At 67.2% G+C, this 15,466-nt stretch carries 12 protein-coding genes; 8 read left to right on the plus strand and 4 right to left on the minus strand.

Annotated features, from left to right (window positions below; translation table 11 throughout):
• The 3 genes from DPV79_RS07490 to DPV79_RS07500 all read right to left on the minus strand — a co-directional run bounded on the left by DPV79_RS07490 (nucleotide 1) and on the right by DPV79_RS07500 (nucleotide 2,699).
• The gene (locus DPV79_RS07490) at nucleotides 1–531 is read right to left on the minus strand and encodes a septation protein A (protein WP_011352350.1); all 531 of its coding nucleotides are present in this window, start codon (nucleotides 529–531) and stop codon (nucleotides 1–3) included.
• Nucleotides 532–654: 123 nt separating this feature from the next.
• A complete protein-coding gene (gene msrB, locus DPV79_RS07495; RefSeq protein ID WP_021163396.1) occupies nucleotides 655–1,086 on the minus strand; it encodes a peptide-methionine (R)-S-oxide reductase MsrB in 432 nt (143 codons plus the stop codon).
• Between the two features lie 44 nt (nucleotides 1,087–1,130).
• Nucleotides 1,131–2,699 (minus strand): protein adenylyltransferase SelO, encoded by a 1,569-nt coding sequence (locus tag DPV79_RS07500; protein ID WP_113045107.1) that lies wholly within the window; start codon nucleotides 2,697–2,699, stop codon nucleotides 1,131–1,133.
• Nucleotides 2,700–2,850: 151 nt separating this feature from the next.
• On the opposite strand from DPV79_RS07500, the gene DPV79_RS07505 reads away from it, so the two are divergent.
• The 5 genes from DPV79_RS07505 (at nucleotide 2,851) to DPV79_RS07525 (ending at nucleotide 10,346) form a co-directional block, all read left to right on the plus strand.
• Complete coding sequence (locus tag DPV79_RS07505; protein ID WP_059708046.1) at nucleotides 2,851–4,494, plus strand: 3-(methylthio)propionyl-CoA ligase; 1,644 nt, start codon at nucleotides 2,851–2,853, stop codon at nucleotides 4,492–4,494.
• 201 nt (nucleotides 4,495–4,695) lie between these two features.
• On the plus strand, nucleotides 4,696–6,780 hold the full coding sequence (locus DPV79_RS07510) for a 3-hydroxyacyl-CoA dehydrogenase NAD-binding domain-containing protein (RefSeq protein ID WP_113045137.1): 2,085 nt from the start codon (nucleotides 4,696–4,698) through the stop codon (nucleotides 6,778–6,780).
• Between the two features lie 40 nt (nucleotides 6,781–6,820).
• Nucleotides 6,821–7,453 carry a bifunctional nicotinamidase/pyrazinamidase gene (pncA, locus tag DPV79_RS07515; protein WP_027787171.1) on the plus strand — a complete coding sequence of 211 codons (633 nt, stop codon included), beginning with the start codon at nucleotides 6,821–6,823 and terminating at the stop codon, nucleotides 7,451–7,453.
• A 52-nt stretch (nucleotides 7,454–7,505) separates the two neighbouring features.
• Nucleotides 7,506–8,684, plus strand: a complete 1,179-nt coding sequence (locus tag DPV79_RS07520) for an acetyl-CoA C-acyltransferase (RefSeq protein WP_113045108.1) — start codon at nucleotides 7,506–7,508, stop codon at nucleotides 8,682–8,684.
• A 261-nt stretch (nucleotides 8,685–8,945) separates the two neighbouring features.
• Entirely contained in the window at nucleotides 8,946–10,346 is a 1,401-nt protein-coding gene (locus tag DPV79_RS07525; RefSeq protein ID WP_021163392.1) for a GGDEF domain-containing protein, read from the plus strand.
• 146 nt (nucleotides 10,347–10,492) lie between these two features.
• On the opposite strand, the gene DPV79_RS07530 is transcribed toward DPV79_RS07525, so the two are convergent.
• Complete coding sequence (locus tag DPV79_RS07530) at nucleotides 10,493–12,634, minus strand: hypothetical protein (protein WP_113045109.1); 2,142 nt, start codon at nucleotides 12,632–12,634, stop codon at nucleotides 10,493–10,495.
• A gap of 874 nt (nucleotides 12,635–13,508) precedes the next feature.
• Between DPV79_RS07530 and DPV79_RS07535 the strand changes: the two genes are divergently transcribed.
• From DPV79_RS07535 to DPV79_RS07545, 3 genes are all read left to right on the plus strand, one after another.
• Complete coding sequence (locus DPV79_RS07535; protein WP_027787175.1) at nucleotides 13,509–13,823, plus strand: Dabb family protein; 315 nt, start codon at nucleotides 13,509–13,511, stop codon at nucleotides 13,821–13,823.
• Nucleotides 13,820–14,299 carry a PaaI family thioesterase gene (locus DPV79_RS07540; protein ID WP_011352338.1) on the plus strand — a complete coding sequence of 160 codons (480 nt, stop codon included), beginning with the start codon at nucleotides 13,820–13,822 and terminating at the stop codon, nucleotides 14,297–14,299. Before DPV79_RS07535 ends, DPV79_RS07540 begins: the two co-directional genes overlap by 4 nt.
• Before the next feature lie 190 nt (nucleotides 14,300–14,489).
• Complete coding sequence (locus DPV79_RS07545) at nucleotides 14,490–15,449, plus strand: alpha/beta hydrolase (RefSeq protein WP_060228171.1); 960 nt, start codon at nucleotides 14,490–14,492, stop codon at nucleotides 15,447–15,449.
• Nucleotides 15,450–15,466 lie beyond the last annotated feature (17 nt).

Genomic DNA, 15,466 nt, shown 5'->3' on the forward strand with positions numbered 1-15,466 from the left:
TCACTCGTCCTTCAGGTATTTCGTGAGCCACAGGCTCTGCAGGATGATGAATACGACCATTGCGCCCGTCGTGCCGAACAGCTTGAAGTTCACCCATTGCGACTCGGTGAAGTTGTGCACCACGTACAGGTTCGCGACGCCGAGCACCGCGAAGAACAGCGCCCACGCGACGTTCAGCTTGTCCCACACGGGGTGCGGCAGCGTGAGCTGCTTGCCCATCATCTTCTCGATCAGGTTGTTGCCGAACGCATAGCGCGCGGCGAGCAGCCCGATCGCAAACAGCCAGTACAGCACAGTCGGTTTCCATTGAATGAATTTCTCGTCATGCAGGACGAGGGTGGCACCACCGAAAACGACGATCACGCCCAGGCTGACCCACAGCATCGTGTCGACCTTCCGGTGCCGGAAGGCGACCCACGCGACCTGGGCCAGCGTCGCGACGATCGCGACGGCGGTGGCGGTAAAGATGCCCCAGACCTTGAAGGCGGCAAAAAACAGGATGATCGGAAACAGATCGAACAGGAATTTCATGGCGCTCGCAGCTGCGTGAAAGGCCGCTTGCGCGGCCTTTCACCGTTGTAGGGACCCGCCAGGCACCGCCGGAGCGGATCGGGGCGGCGGCGCGGCGTAGCCCGCCGATCCGCCCGGCGCCGCTCATTCGTTTTCGGGTCGGGACTCGAAGTTTAACGCAGCCGAATTGATGCAGTAGCGCAAACCGGTCTTGTCGCGCGGGCCGTCCTCGAAGACGTGGCCGAGATGCGCGCCGCAGTGGTTGCAGCGGACCTCGACGCGCACCATCCCGTGCGAGTAGTCGACCTTCTCGTCGATCACCTCGCCGTTGAGCGGCTTGAAGTAGCTGGGCCAGCCGCAGCCCGAATGGAACTTGGAGCCGGATTCGAACAATGGCGTGCTGCAGACGACGCACTTGTAGATGCCGGCGTCTTCGGTGTCGGTGTATTCGCCGGTGAACGCACGCTCGGTTGCCGCGTGCTGCGTGACTTCGTACTGCATCGGCGTGAGCCGCCGGCGCAGCTCGGCGTCGTCCTTCTGGTACGGGAAGGTCTTGTCGTCGGAATCGTGGGACATGGGGTTCTCCTGATCGGTCGGTCGATACGCGCGGGTTGCGGGCCTCAGGACGAGCAGCTCACTTCGAGCGACCCGGCCCAGTCGGGCGGCAACGCCGCGTACGCTTCATGCTCCGGTTGTTCGTCGAACGGCCGGCGCAGGATCTGCGCGAGCCGCTCGACCTCCGAAAAATCCTTTTCCTTCGCGCGCCGGATCGCGACTTCGGCCAGATGGTTGCGCAACACGTATTTCGGGTTCGCGCGATTCATCGCGGCCGCGCGTGTCGCGTCGTCGCGCGTTTCCTCGGACAGCCGCGCGCGGTAGAGGTTCGCCCACGCATCGAACGCATCGCGGTCGATGAACAGGTCGCGCACGGGGGCGTCGCGGCTCGCGTCGTGCTTCGAGACCTGTGCGAGCCGGCGGAACGTCAGCGTGAAATCCGCGTGGCTCGCATGCATCGTCTCGAGCAGCTTGTTCGCGAGGTCGGCATCGTTCTCGCGCTCGAGCTCGAGGCCGAGCTTCGCGCGCATCGCGCGCTCGAGCGCGGGGCCGAAACGTTCCGGGAATTTCGCGAGCACGGCCTGCGCGTCGTCCACCGCGCGCTCGGCGCGCGCATCGTCGTCGGCGATGCCGTGCTGCAGCCCGATCAGCGGCAGCAGCGCCTGCGCGAGGCAGTAGCAGTTCCAGTGCGCGATGCGCGGCTGCATCCGGTACGCATAGCGGCCGTTCGTATCCGAGTGGTTGCAGATGTGGTTCGCATCGAACGCATCGACGAAACCGAACGGGCCGTAGTCGATCGTCACGCCGAGGATCGACATGTTGTCGGTGTTCATCACGCCGTGGCAGAAGCCGACGGCCTGCCATTGCGCGACGAGATCCGCCGTGCGCAGCGTCGCGGCTTCGAGCAGCGCGAGGTACGGATCGTCGGCGTGGCGGCAATCCGGATAGAAGCGGTCGATCACGTGATCGGCGAGCTGGCGCAGCAGGTCGGGGCGATCGTTCGAGAAGAAGTGTTCGAAGTGGCCGAAGCGCACGAAGCTCTCCGACACGCGCGTGACGACGGCCGACGTCTCGATTTCCTCGCGCACCACCGGCTGGTCGGAACCGATCACCGTCAGGGCGCGCGTGGTCGGGATGCCGAGGTGATGCATCGCTTCCGAGCACAGGAATTCGCGGATCGACGAGCGCAGCACCGCGCGGCCGTCGCCCATGCGCGAATACGGCGTGCGGCCGCTGCCTTTCAGCTGCAATTCGTAGCGGCGGCCGTCGGTGCCGGTGCGCTCGCCGATCGTCAGCGCGCGGCCGTCGCCGAGCTGGCCCGCCCACACGCCGAACTGGTGGCCGGAATACACCGCTGCGTACGGCATCGCGTGCGCGGGCCAGTCGCGTGTCGGGTTGCCGGCGAACAGCTCGGCGAAGCCGGGCTGCGCGACGAGCGACGGCGGCAGGTCGAGCAGGTGCGCGACTTCGCCGGAAAAGCCGACGACGTACGGCGCGGCAAGCGGCGCGGCCGGCAGCCGCGTATGAAACGCGTCGCCGAGTGCGACGAACGCGCCGGCGGCGGGCGCGCCGAGCGTGGCGGCGAGGTCGGGGAGGGTGTCAGCCGTATCGGCTGCGCTTCGGGAAAACGACATGTTGAGCGCCTCTGGGTAAGCCGATATTGTAAGGCGGCGCCGCGCCGCCCGCATGGCGGCCCGCGCGCCATGCGCGACGCCCGTCCGGGGCCGCTGACGGGCGCGCCGCAGAGGCTGGTCACCGATTCGCATCCTCACGGAGAACAAGACGATGGGTAAGCCGTTGCTGGGCCAGATGATGGACATGCCGTTGCTGGTGTCCTCGCTGATTTCTCATGCCGCGCGACATGCCGGCGACACGGAGATCGTATCGAGGCGCGTGGAAGGCGATCTGCATCGCTACACGTACCGCGATTGCGAACGCCGCGCAAAGCAACTGGCGCAGGCGCTCGCGCGGCTCGGCGTCGAAACCGGCGATCGCGTCGGCACGCTGGCGTGGAACGGCTACCGGCATCTGGAAGCGTATTACGGGATCGGCGGCATGGGTGCCGTGTGCCACACGATCAACCCGCGCCTGTTCCCCGAGCAGATCGCGTACATCGTCAATCACGCGGAAGACCGCTACGTCTTCTTCGACCTCAATTTCGCCCCGCTCGTCGATGCGATCGCGCCGCAATGCCCGCACGTGAAGGGCTGGGTCGCGATGACGGACGCCGCGCACCTGCCGTCCGGCACGACGCCGTTCCTGTGCTACGAAACGCTCGTCGAAGCGGAGGACGGCCGCTACGACTGGCCGCGCCTCGACGAACAGCAGGCGTCGGGGCTCTGCTACACGTCGGGCACGACCGGCAACCCGAAGGGCGTGCTGTATTCGCACCGCTCGACCGTGCTGCACGCGTACGGCGCCGCGTTGCCGGACGCGATGAACCTGTCCGCGATGGACGCGGTGCTGCCCGTCGTGCCGATGTTCCACGTCAACGCGTGGGGGCTGCCGTACGCGGTGCCGCTCACGGGCGGCAAGCTCGTGCTGCCCGGCAAGGATCTCGACGGGAAATCGCTGTACGAGCTGATGGAAGCCGAGCGCGTGACGTTCTCCGCGGGCGTGCCGACCGTGTGGCTCGGCCTGCTCAACTACATGCGCGAGGCCGGCGTGCGCTTCTCGACGCTGAACCGCACGGTGATCGGCGGCTCCGCGTGCCCGCCCGCGATGCTGCGCACCTTCGAGGACGAATACGGCGTGCGCGTGATCCATGCGTGGGGGATGACCGAACTGTCGCCGCTCGGCACGCTCGCGAAGCTCAACTGGGCGCAGTCGCAGCGGCCGCTCGACGCGCAGCGCAAGCTGCTCGAGAAGCAGGGGCGCGTGATCTGCGGCGTCGACATGCGCATCGTCGGCGAGGACGGCCACGAGCTGCCGTGGGACGGCGTCGCGTTCGGCGAGCTGCAGGTGCGCGGCCCGTGGGTGATCGACCACTACTTTCGCGGCGATACGTCGCCGCTGTCGGACGGCTGGTTCCCGACCGGCGACGTCGCGACGATCGACCCCGACGGTTTCCTGCAGATCACCGACCGCAGCAAGGACGTGATCAAGTCGGGCGGTGAGTGGATCAGCTCGATCGACATCGAGAACGTCGCGATCGCGCACCCGGGCGTGGCCGAGGCCGCCTGCATCGCCTGTGCGCACCCGAAATGGACCGAGCGCCCGCTGCTCGTCGTGGTGCCGCGCGAAGGGGCGAACCTGAACCGTGACGCGCTGCTCGCGTTCTACGAAGGCAAGGTCGCGAAATGGTGGATTCCCGACGACGTCGTGTTCGTCGACTCGCTGCCGCACACCGCGACCGGCAAGCTGCAGAAGCTGAAGCTGCGCGAGACATTCCGCGATTACGTGTTGCCGACGGCGGTCGGCGAGTCGTAACGCGAGCCGTAACGTCTGCGCCCGGGCCGCAAGCGGCTCGCGAAACGGTCGCCCGATCCGTCCCCGGATCGGGAACAAAATTCAAATTGAACGACCGTGCTTTTTCGTTGTATGCTGCCTGCGTTCAACCGGACATGCGGCTGTTCGACCGCGCACAATGAAGCGCAGCCACCCCGGCGCGCGATGCATGGAGGCAGGCAGATGGCAGTGGATTACTCGACTCGCGACGGCGTGGCCGTCCTTACGCTCAACAATCCGCCCGTCAACGGGCTCGGCCTGTCGACCCGTCAGGGCGTCATGGACGCGCTCGATCGCGCCGCGCAGGACCCGTCGGTCACGGCCATCGTGCTGACCGGCGCGGGACGCGCATTCTCGGGCGGCGCTGACATCACCGAATTCAATACGCCGAAGGCGCTCCAGGAGCCGACGCTGCACACCGTGATCCGCGCGGTGGAGGCGAGCGCGAAGCCCGTCGTCGCGGCGCTGCACAGCGTCGTGATGGGCGGCGGCCTCGAGCTCGCGCTCGGCGCGCATTACCGTGTCGCGGCACCCGGCGCGCAGGTGGCGCTGCCCGAGGTGAAGCTCGGCCTGCTGCCGGGCGCGGGCGGCACGCAGCGCCTGCCGCGCGCGGTGGGGCTCGAAACCGCGCTGAACATGATCGTGTCGGGCGCGCCCGTGCCGTCGGAGCAACTCGCGAAGAGCGGGCTGTTCGACGAGATGGCCGACGGCGACCTGCTCGACGCGGCCGTCGCGTTCGCGCGCAAGGCCGGTGCGCAGAAGGGGCCGCATCCGCGCGTGCGCGATCGCAAGATCGTCCACGCGAACGCCGCGGGCTTCATCCAGTTCGCGCGCAATTCGGCCCGGGCCGCCGCACCGAATTTCCCCGCGCCGCACAAGTGCATCGACGCGATCGAGGCCGGCGTGCTGCACGGCTTCGACAAGGGCAGCATCGCCGAGCGCGAGGGTTTCGTCGCGCTGATGATGACGCCGGAAAGCCGCGCGCTGCGGCATGCGTTCTTCGGTGAGCGCGCGGCGAGCAAGATTCCCGACGTGCCGTCCGATACGCCGCTGCGCGAGATTCGCCGTGTCGGCGTGATCGGCGCGGGCACGATGGGCGGCGGCATCGCGATGAACTTCGTGAACGCAGGGCTGCCCGTCACGCTGCTCGAAACGAAACAGGAAGCGCTCGAGCGCGGCGTCGCGACGATCCGCAAGAACTACGACGCGCAGGTGAAGAAGGGCAAGCTCACGCAGGAGAAGCTCGACGCGCGCATGGCGCTGATCACGCCGACGCTGTCCTACGACGACCTGAAGGAAGCCGACCTGATCGTCGAGGCCGTGTTCGAGGAACTCGGCGTGAAGGAGCAGGTGTTCAGGAAGCTCGACGAAGTCGCGAAGGCGGGCGCGATCCTCGCGTCGAACACGTCGACGCTTGACGTCGACAAGATCGCGGCATTCACGAAGCGTCCGCAGGACGTCGTCGGCATGCACTTCTTCAGCCCGGCGAACGTGATGAAGCTGCTCGAGGTCGTGCGCGGCGCGCAGACCGCGAAGGACGTGCTCGCCACCGTGATGGCCGTGGCGAAGAAGATCCGCAAGACGGCGGTCGTGTCGGGCGTGTGCGACGGCTTCATCGGCAACCGGATGATCGAGCAGTACATCCGCCAGGCGCTCTTCATGCTCGAGGAAGGCGCGCTGCCCGCGCAGGTCGATCGCGCGATCGAGAAATTCGGTTTCGCGATGGGGCCGTTCCGGATGAGCGACCTCGCCGGCAACGACATCGGCTGGGCGATCCGCAAGCGCCGCTATGTCGAGCAGCCCGGCCTGCAGTACTCGAAGATCGCCGACCGCCTGTGCGAGCAGGGCCGCTTCGGCCAGAAGACGGGCGCCGGCTGGTACGACTACGTGCCGGGCGAGCGCAAGGCAAAGCCGTCGTCGCTCGTCGACGAGATGGTCGTCGCGTATTCGAAGGAGCGCGGCGTCGAGCGGCGCAAGATCGGCGACGACGAGATCGTCGAGCGGCTCGTGTTCGCGCTGGTGAACGAAGGCGCGAAGATCCTCGAGGAGAAGATCGCGTCGAAGGCGTCCGACATCGACATGGTCTACCTGACCGGCTATGGCTTCCCGCTGTGGCGCGGCGGCCCGATGCTGCACGCGGACGTGGTCGGCCTCTACAACGTCGAGCGCGCGATTCGCCGCTACGCGGCCGCGCCGAACGGCGACGCATGGCAGCTCGCGCCGTCGATCGCCGAGCTCGCGAAGGCCGGCCGCGGGTTCAACGGCTGACGCGCCGGATCGCGGCGCGACGCACACCCGGAGAAACGCAATGAGACACACCGACGACGTACTGCTCGTGATCGACGTGCAATACGACTTCATGCCGGGCGGCGCGCTCGCAGTGCCCGACGGCGACGCGGTCGTGCCGGTGATCAACGCGCTGGCGCGGCGCTTCGACCAGGTCGTGCTGACGCAGGACTGGCACCCGCGCGAGCACGTGTCGTTCGCGGCGAACCATCCGGGCCGCGAACCGTTCTCCACTCTCGCGCTGCCGTACGGCGAGCAGGTGCTGTGGCCCGTGCACTGCGTGCAGGACACCGACGGCGCGGCGCTGCATCGCGACCTCGACATCCCGCATGCGCGGCTCGTCATCCGCAAGGGTGGAGACGCGCAGGTCGACAGCTATTCCGCATTCGTCGAAGCGGATCGCACGACGCGCACGGGGCTCGCGGGCTATCTGCGCGAGCTCGGCGCGAAGCGCGTGTGGTGCTGCGGGCTCGCGACCGATTATTGCGTCGCGTGGTCGGCGCTCGACGCGCGTGCGGCCGGTTTCGACGCCGCGGTGATCAACGATGCGTGCCGCGCGATCGACCTGAACGGGTCGCTCGCCCACGCATGGCAGCAGATGCAGGCAGCGGGCGTCGCGCATGTGACGTCCGCGGGCGCGCGCCCGGCGGCGTAGCGCATTTTCCCCATTCGATGCAGGACATGAAGCAGGACCGAAGGAGACTCGCATGACCGAAGCCGTAATCGTATCGACCGCCCGCACGCCGCTGGCGAAATCCTGGCGCGGTGCTTTCAACATGACGCACGGCGCGACGCTCGGCGGCCACGTGGTCGCGGCCGCACTCGAACGCGCGAAGCTCGACCCCGCGCGCGTCGAGGACGTGGTCATGGGGTGCGCGAACCCCGAAGGCGCGACCGGCGCGAACATCGCGCGGCAGATCGCCTTGCGCGCGGGGCTGCCCGTGAGCGTGCCGGGGATGACGGTGAACCGCTTCTGCTCGTCGGGGCTGCAGACCATCGCGCTGGCCGCGCAGCGGATCATCGCGGGCGAAGGCGAGGTGTACGTCGCGGGCGGCGTCGAATCGATCTCGTGCGTGCAGAACGAGATGAACCACCACATGATCCAGGAAGGCTGGCTCGCGCAGCACAAGCCCGAGATCTACTGGAACATGCTGCAGACGGCCGAGAACGTCGCGAAGCGCTACGGCATCTCGAAGGAGCGGCAGGACGAGTACGGCGTGCAGTCGCAACTGCGCGCCGCGGCCGCGCAGGAAGCCGGACGCTTTCGCGACGAGATCGTGCCGATCACGGTGCTCGCGGGCATCGCCGACAAGGCCACGGGCCGTCTGTTCACGAAGGAAGTGACGGTATCGGCCGACGAAGGGATCCGCCCGGACACGACGCTCGAAGGCGTGTCGAAGATCCGGTCGGCCGTGCCGGGCGGCGTGATCACCGCCGGCAACGCCAGCCAGTTCTCGGACGGCGCGTCGGCCTGCGTCGTCATGAGCGCCGACGCCGCGCAGCGCGAAGGGCTGCAGCCGCTCGGCGTATTCCGCGGTTTCGCGGTGGCGGGCTGCGAGCCGGACGAGATGGGCATCGGCCCCGTGTTCGCGGTGCCCAAGCTGCTGAAGCAGGCGGGGCTGAAGGTCGACGATATCGGCCTGTGGGAACTGAACGAAGCGTTCGCGGTGCAGGTGCTGTACTGCCGCGACACGCTCGGGATTCCTGAGGATCGCCTGAACGTGAACGGCGGCGCGATCGCGGTCGGCCATCCGTACGGCGTGTCGGGCGCGCGCCTGACGGGCCACGCGCTGATCGAAGGCAAGCGGCGCGGCGTGAAGTACGTGGTCGTCACGATGTGCATCGGCGGCGGGCAGGGTGCGGCCGGCCTGTTCGAAATCCTCTGATCTTTGGCGGGCGGCGGCCGCGGCTTCGCTTCGGCGAGGCAGGCGGCCGCGATGCGAATCGGCGCGACTGAACCGCCATTCGAAACAATCGGGAAGCAAAAGGCGTGCGCCGGGCAATGCCGTTTCCCCTTACTTGTCAAACAATTTGCCCCACCTATACTTGCTCTGACATTTGCCTTTCGGCACGATGGGCCGGATCGTGCGTCGCACGATCCGTGCCGCGAAGGTTCGAACCAACGCAGCAGACCGACCGGGGACCGAATGAGTACGACCTATGCAGCCGGGGAACCGCCGCGCGTCGTCAGCGCGGCCGCGAGGCTCTACGCGAAATGCCTGCTGGTCGGATTCGCGTTGCTGCCCGCCTATCTGATCGCCTATCTGTGGTTCTTCAGCGACCCGCACGCGGTGTTCGAGAACCACGCGTTCCATGAAATCGCGATCGCGGCCGCGACCCTCGAGGGCGGGTTCGTTACCTACGTGACGTGGGTGTGCTACCGGTCGTCCGGCGAACCGCTGCTGCGCTGGCTGACACTCGGCTTTCTCGGCTTCGCGATGATCTACGCGCTGCACGGTGCGTTCACCGGGATGGCGCATCACAATATCTGGCTGTTCCTGCTGTACGGGCCCGCGTCGCGGCTCGTGATGTCGATCCTGCTGCTCACGGGCCTGCTGTCCTATGCCCGTCCGCCCGATCGCTTCGACAAGCGCACGAGCGTGCGCACGTGGCTGCCGTGGATCGTGTTCTTCGTGATCGTCAACGTCGTCGTGGCGTACATCGCGTATTCGCCGGTCGCGGGCGCGCCGGGCACGCGGCTGTCGATGGAAGGCGGCGCGCTCGTGTTCTCGCTGCTGAACGTCGCCATGCTGCTCGCGCGCCGGATCCGCTCGCCGCTGATGGTGATCTACGGCGTGTCGATCATGGCGTTTGCGCTGTCGTCGCTGGCGTTCATTCTCGGCAAGCCGTGGAATCACATGTGGTGGCTCGCGCATGCGATTTTCGCGGGCGGCTTCTTCCTGCTCAGCTACGGCGTCGTGCAGGCGCTGCAGACGACGCGCTCGTTCTCGGCGATCTACAGCCAGGAAGACCTGATGAGCCGGCTGTCGGAATCGATGGCGCGCACCGAGAGCGCGCTGCAGGAACTGCGGCGCACGAACCAGAAGCTCGAATACATGGCCGCGACCGATCCGATGACGGGCGCGTCGAACCGCCGGCAGTTCATCGCGCAGGTCGAGCGCGAGATGGTGCGGGCCGAGCGCGACGGCACGCCGTTCTGCCTGCTCGCACTCGATCTCGACAATTTCAAGAACATCAACGATGCGTACGGGCACCAGATCGGCGACGAGGTGCTGCGCGGCGTCGTGCGTCAGTGCCTCGACGCGATCCGGCCGGCCGGCGGGCTCGCGCGGGTCGGCGGCGAGGAGTTCATGGCGCTGCTGCCCGAGATGCCGCTCGAAGGCGCGCGGATGACGGCCGAGCGCGTGCGCTCGTCGATCGCGAGCTCGCCGTTCGGGCTCGATTTCAAGCGCGTGCAGGTGACGGTCAGCGTCGGCGTCGCGCAATACGGGGTCGACGGCAGCACGGTCGACGCGTTGCTGCGCGTGGTCGACGAACGGTTGTACCAGGCGAAGCGGGAAGGGCGAAACCGCGTCGTGTCGCGGTGACGCGGGGTGGCGCGGCACGCGGGACGTTCGGCAACGCGGCCGTGCCGAAGGCGTGTCGATCGTTTCGATTTCCGCCCAAGCCCCGGGCGAGGTAACGTACCCGGGGCTTCAGCATGTCCGGTCGGCATGCGACGGGTGATACGCAACTAGCGCGATGCCAGGGCCGCCGCGTTTTCCGGCTGCGCATCCTGCATCTGCCGCGACGCCTGCCACCAATACTTGCCCGCGCGCTGCTGCGGATCGCGGATCGCGAGATACGTCGTACTCCAGAGCTGTGCCGCGTTGGCTTCGGTCGCATCGGCGCTGCGCGTGCCGAACGCGTCGGTCTGGTACTTGCCGTTCACGTAGGACCACGTCCACATCTCCGACGTCCGCATGTCGCGCCCGTTCGAGATCACCTGCCAGATCGTCTGTCGCGCCTGCGCGAGCAGCGTGCGGGTCGCGGCCGACAGGTCCTGGCGCGCGAGCTGGCGATCGAGCCCGGCCACCCACATCGCCTGCTGCCACGACCAGATCACCGTGCCGTGATACGCGGAACTCGTGAATTTCGGCCACAGTGCCTGGCTCGCATACGCAGGGTTCGCGATCAGCATGCCGGCATCGGTCACGAGCCCGGTCGGGAACGGCCGCGTGACGTCGGCGACGATCCGCTGGAGCTGGTCGTCCGGCGGTGTGCCGAACAGCAACGCGAAGCCGCCGTCCGAATTCATCACCGGAATCGGGTTGCCCTGCTGATCGAGCGACAGCGCGTAGAAGGCCAGCGGTGCGCTTGGCGCGGCACCGGGCGGCACGCCGGCGGACGGTGCATAGGCCGACACGTCGGCGGTCGCCTGCGCGGCCGGCACGCTCACCTGGAACAGCTGCGGCGCCTGCGTTTCCCATGTGGCCGCCTGGTTCGCCGTATTGGCGAGCGTCGCGCGCTGTCCGGCATCCAGGTACGGATCGAGCAGGCCGCGCGTGAGGAACGCGTTCGCCGCGCGCAACGCGGCAGGCACGAGCACCGCGTTCACGTCGTACGGGTAGACGCCGCCGCCGAGCCCGTCGGTGCTGTCGCGCCAGTTGCCGACGATCTCGCCGGGCCGCAGGTGGATCAGGTTCGCGACCGACGGCTGCTGCGCGAACGGCTGCGCGGTGGTCGCGACGTGCAGCAGGTTGACGACCAGGCGGGCGCCGTTGGTCTGCCCGTCGCTGCCACGCTGGGCCAGATACGCAGCCGCACGCGCCTGGCCGCGCGTATCGTCGATCAGCCACGCGGCCGCGATCGGCGCGAGCAGGTAGTCGCTGTCGATCATCTTGTAGTCGTAGGTCGGCGTCGGATCGTTCGGTTTCCCGTTCTTCTGGTTGTCGACGAGTGCGAACTCGCCGATGCCTTCCTCGTGCGCGACCTTGCCGTCGACCGACAGCCGGCTCAGCACCGACGACAGGCCGGCCTCGATCGCCGCGGGTTCGAGCACGGGCATCAGCATGCGAACCGAGATCAGCGTGTCGCGGCCGAAGTAGGTGTCGTACTGCCACGAGCCCGCCAGCAGCTTGTCGTGGAAGCTCAGGAATTCGAGCACGTTCTGGCTCACGGGGTCGGGGTTCACCGACGGCGCGAGCAGATCGGCGCGCGTGATCGGCGACAACGGCGTCTCGCCCGACAGCGCATCGACATGCAGCCGCAGCGTGTGCGAGCCCGCGGGTGCGCTCAGGACGAGCTTGCCGCCCGCAGCCGGCACGATGCTGCCGCCGTCGCGCAACGTGATGCGCAGCGAATAGCCGGGCGCGCCGTCGATCCGGTCGCGTTGCCATTGCGCGGCGCTGCCCTGGACCGTCGGCGCGGCGAGAATCTGTTGCGGAATCGTTGCGCCGCCGTTGAAGTCGCGCAGGAAGCGCACGTTGCTGAGCACGCCCTGGCGGATCGTCAGCGTGCCGGTGTCCACCGACACGTCGGCGCCGATGCCGTACAGCGGGCGGCCGTGCGCGTCGGGTGCCGACAGCGCGGACGGCGGCGTGTCGAGGCTCCAGTTCACCGGCTGCGCGGTGTCGTCGAACCACAGCCCCGTGCCGCTGTTGCCGGCGGGGAAGACCACGAGCAGGCGCGGTTTCGTCGACGAGCGCACCAGCAGGTGCGCGGCGACCTTGTCCTGCCGGTAGAACGCGTTGATCTGGCCGCCGGCGTCCATGCGGAACGACAGCGCGGCGTTGTTCGACGGCGGGCTGTTCGATTTGACGTCGTCGTCGTTGCAGGCCGCGAGCAGGCCGGCGCAGATGAATCCGAGGCACAGCGACTTCACAAGGCGATGCATGTTGATGTCCCTCCTGATGACTGGCGATTTTTTATCGGGATGGTCGAATGAACGGATCTGTTGTCCGTTTGGTACCGTGTCGCGGGCATTCGAGTGAATGCCGGGTGTTAATCAGGATGTGATGCTGTTGCGGTGAGTGAATCGAGCAGGAAATTGGCAAGCAGGCGATAAATGCCGAAAACTGAAACGGCAAGGGACGCCGCCTCGACATGAAGCGAGAAAAGGCAAGGCGGGCGGCGTTCGTGCAGGCGCGTGCCGCCTTGTGTGCGGCGGGAGAAAATTAATCGTAAGCCGCTGTAGGGAATTCTAAATTTCCAGAATAATCGAAGTCAATGGCGTTTTCCTGATTTCAGGCTGTTTTGCAAAAAAAGCGATCGTAACTATTACTCATTGAGTCGGTAAATTATGCGATTTAATGAAGGCGGGTATTGAAATCCGGATATTCGGTGAATAAATAATCGGCAATGACGTTTCATTTTGCCGATTGCTGCCATGCCGGAATTGAATCGTCGAGTTTGCGCGGGCGATTGCCGAGGCGTGCAGGCCTGCGCCGAAGCGGCGCACGTGAAGCCGGGCAAGCCGCGTTCCCGCGATTCAATGGAAGGCTGCGCGATCGTTCCATCGGAGCCTTCAAGTTTGGTAGGCTTGGCGATTGCCGCCGCTTGCGCGGATCGCGCCGTCGGTGAGCGACACGGTGAAAATGCGCGTATCGTCGCCGGAAAGGCCGGGCGACAGCCGATTCGATACGCGTTTTCCCTCCGTTGCCGCGACCGCGTGCAAGCGAAGCGGGCAGACGACTGGCCGGGCATCACCCGGCCGGCCACGAGGCGGGCCGAGCCCGCTTCGTGAACACCAACGAACAGGAGCAACCGAAGTGATCCGACATATCGTCATGTGGAAGTTGAAAGAATCGGCCGAAGGCGCGACGCGCGCGCAGAACGCGCTGAAGCTGAAGGAAAAGCTCGAAGGCTGTCGCGACCTCGTGCCGGGCACGCTGCAGATCGACGTCGGCGTGGCAACGCCCGGCCTCGATGCGACCGCCGACATCGTGCTCGTGTCCGATTTCGCGGACAAGGCCGCACTCGATGCCTACCAGGTGCACCCGGTTCACCAGGAAGTGAAGAAATTCGTCGTCGCGGTGGCCGAGTCGCGCGAATGCGTCGACTACATCGTCGACAGCGCACGATGAGCGACGCGGCAACCCCGACGGACGGCCCGTCGATCGAAAGCCCGTTCGTCGACCTGCTCGGCGTGCAGCTCGTGTCCGCGAAGGACGGGGCGAGCGAGCTCGTGCTCCCGCTCGAAGAGCGGCACATGAACACGTGGAGCATCGCGCACGGCGGCGTGACGATGACGCTCGCGGACATCGCCCTCGCGATGGCCGCGCGCAGCCTGACCGACGACGGCGTCGGCGTCGTGACGGTCGAGATGAAGGTGAACTTCATGCAGCCGGGGCGCGGCGAGTTGCGCGCTTACGGGCGCGTGATGCATCGCTCGACGACGATGGCCTACTGCGAAGGCGAAGTGCGCGACAGCGACGGCAATTTCGTCGCGAAGGCGCTCGGCACGTTCAAGTACATGCGGCGGCTCGCGGTGGGCCGCGACATCAAGCGGCAACGCTCGCGCACGGCGCCGGACGCCCAGCCCGGCCCGAGCGACGCGTAAGCGCCGGGACGCACGGCCCTGCCGCTTTGCCGGCAGGGCCGTTTTGTCTTGCACGGTACGGGTGTGCCGTCGAACGCGTTCACGGCAGGCCGAGAGAGGGCCGGGATTGCGCACCGCGCCCGCGCGACGAGGGCGTGGCATCATGTGACGCTTGTCCGTTCACGGCGTCGCACCGGCGCCGTCCTTATCGATGCCGCTGAATCCGAAGATCGCCCAGGTGCTCGACATGATCGAGCGCGCGAAACGTCCGTCCTACCATCACCAGACGCCGCAGCAGGCGCGCGCCGCGTACGAGAAGAGCGCGCCGATCCTCGACGTCGCACCGGCGCCGATGCATTCGGTCGAGGAGTGCGTCGTCCCGACGCGCGATGGCCGCACGATCGGCGCGCGGCTGTACCTGCCGGTCGCGCCGAGCCTCGCGGAGCCGCTGCCTGCGCTCGTGTACTACCACGGCGGCGGTTTCACGGTCGGCAGCGTCGATACGCATGACGCGTTGTGCCGGATGTTCGCGCACGACGCGCAGTGTGCGGTGCTGTCGGTCGGCTATCGGCTCGCGCCGGAGCACCGGTTCCCGACCGCGGTGAACGACGCCGACGACGCGTTGCAATGGCTGCATCGCGAGGCCGCCACGTTCGGCATCGATGCCGAACGGCTGGCCGTCGGCGGCGACAGTGCGGGCGGCACGCTCGCGACCGTCTGCGCGGTGCTCGCACGCGATGCGGGCATTCGCGTCGCGCTGCAGATGCTGATCTATCCGGGCGTGACGGGCTACCAGGACACCGGATCGCACGCACGGCTCGCGAACGGCTACTTGCTGACGCAGGACACGATCCAGTGGTTCTTCACGCAATACGTGCGCGATCGGGCGGACCGCGACGACTGGCGTTTCGCACCGCTCGACGGCACGCGCGATGCACCGTCGTTCGCGGGCGTCGCGCCGGCGTGGATCGCGACGGCCGAATACGATCCGCTGAGCGACGAGGGTGCCGCGTATGCGGAGAAGTTGCGTGCGGCGGGCAATGCGGTCACGCTGGTCTGCTATCCGGGGATGATCCACGAATTCTTCAAGATGGGCGGCTACATCCCCGAGGTGCGGGCCGCGCATGCCGACGCGGTCGCGGCACTGAAGGCCGCATTCGACGACGTTTGACGGCATTTGACGGCGTG

This window comes from Burkholderia reimsis (genome assembly GCF_003294055.1).
Classification (GTDB): Bacteria; Pseudomonadota; Gammaproteobacteria; order Burkholderiales; family Burkholderiaceae; genus Burkholderia; species Burkholderia cepacia.

Excerpts from the sequence above, each read along its gene's own strand:
- DPV79_RS07525 (WP_021163392.1), top strand. The coding sequence starts at position 8,946 with ATGAGTACGACCTATGCAGCCGGGGAACCGCCGCGCGTCGTCAGCGCG.
- DPV79_RS07520 (WP_113045108.1), top strand. The coding sequence starts at position 7,506 with ATGACCGAAGCCGTAATCGTATCGACCGCCCGCACGCCGCTGGCGAAA.
- DPV79_RS07540 (WP_011352338.1), top strand. The coding sequence starts at position 13,820 with ATGAGCGACGCGGCAACCCCGACGGACGGCCCGTCGATCGAAAGCCCG.
- DPV79_RS07530 (WP_113045109.1), bottom strand. The coding sequence starts at position 12,634 with ATGCATCGCCTTGTGAAGTCGCTGTGCCTCGGATTCATCTGCGCCGGC.
- DPV79_RS07490 (WP_011352350.1), bottom strand. The coding sequence starts at position 531 with ATGAAATTCCTGTTCGATCTGTTTCCGATCATCCTGTTTTTTGCCGCC.
- DPV79_RS07510 (WP_113045137.1), top strand. The coding sequence starts at position 4,696 with ATGGCAGTGGATTACTCGACTCGCGACGGCGTGGCCGTCCTTACGCTC.
- DPV79_RS07545 (WP_060228171.1), top strand. The coding sequence starts at position 14,490 with ATGCCGCTGAATCCGAAGATCGCCCAGGTGCTCGACATGATCGAGCGC.
- msrB (WP_021163396.1), bottom strand. The coding sequence starts at position 1,086 with ATGTCCCACGATTCCGACGACAAGACCTTCCCGTACCAGAAGGACGAC.
- DPV79_RS07505 (WP_059708046.1), top strand. The coding sequence starts at position 2,851 with ATGGGTAAGCCGTTGCTGGGCCAGATGATGGACATGCCGTTGCTGGTG.
- pncA (WP_027787171.1), top strand. The coding sequence starts at position 6,821 with ATGAGACACACCGACGACGTACTGCTCGTGATCGACGTGCAATACGAC.
- DPV79_RS07500 (WP_113045107.1), bottom strand. The coding sequence starts at position 2,699 with ATGTCGTTTTCCCGAAGCGCAGCCGATACGGCTGACACCCTCCCCGAC.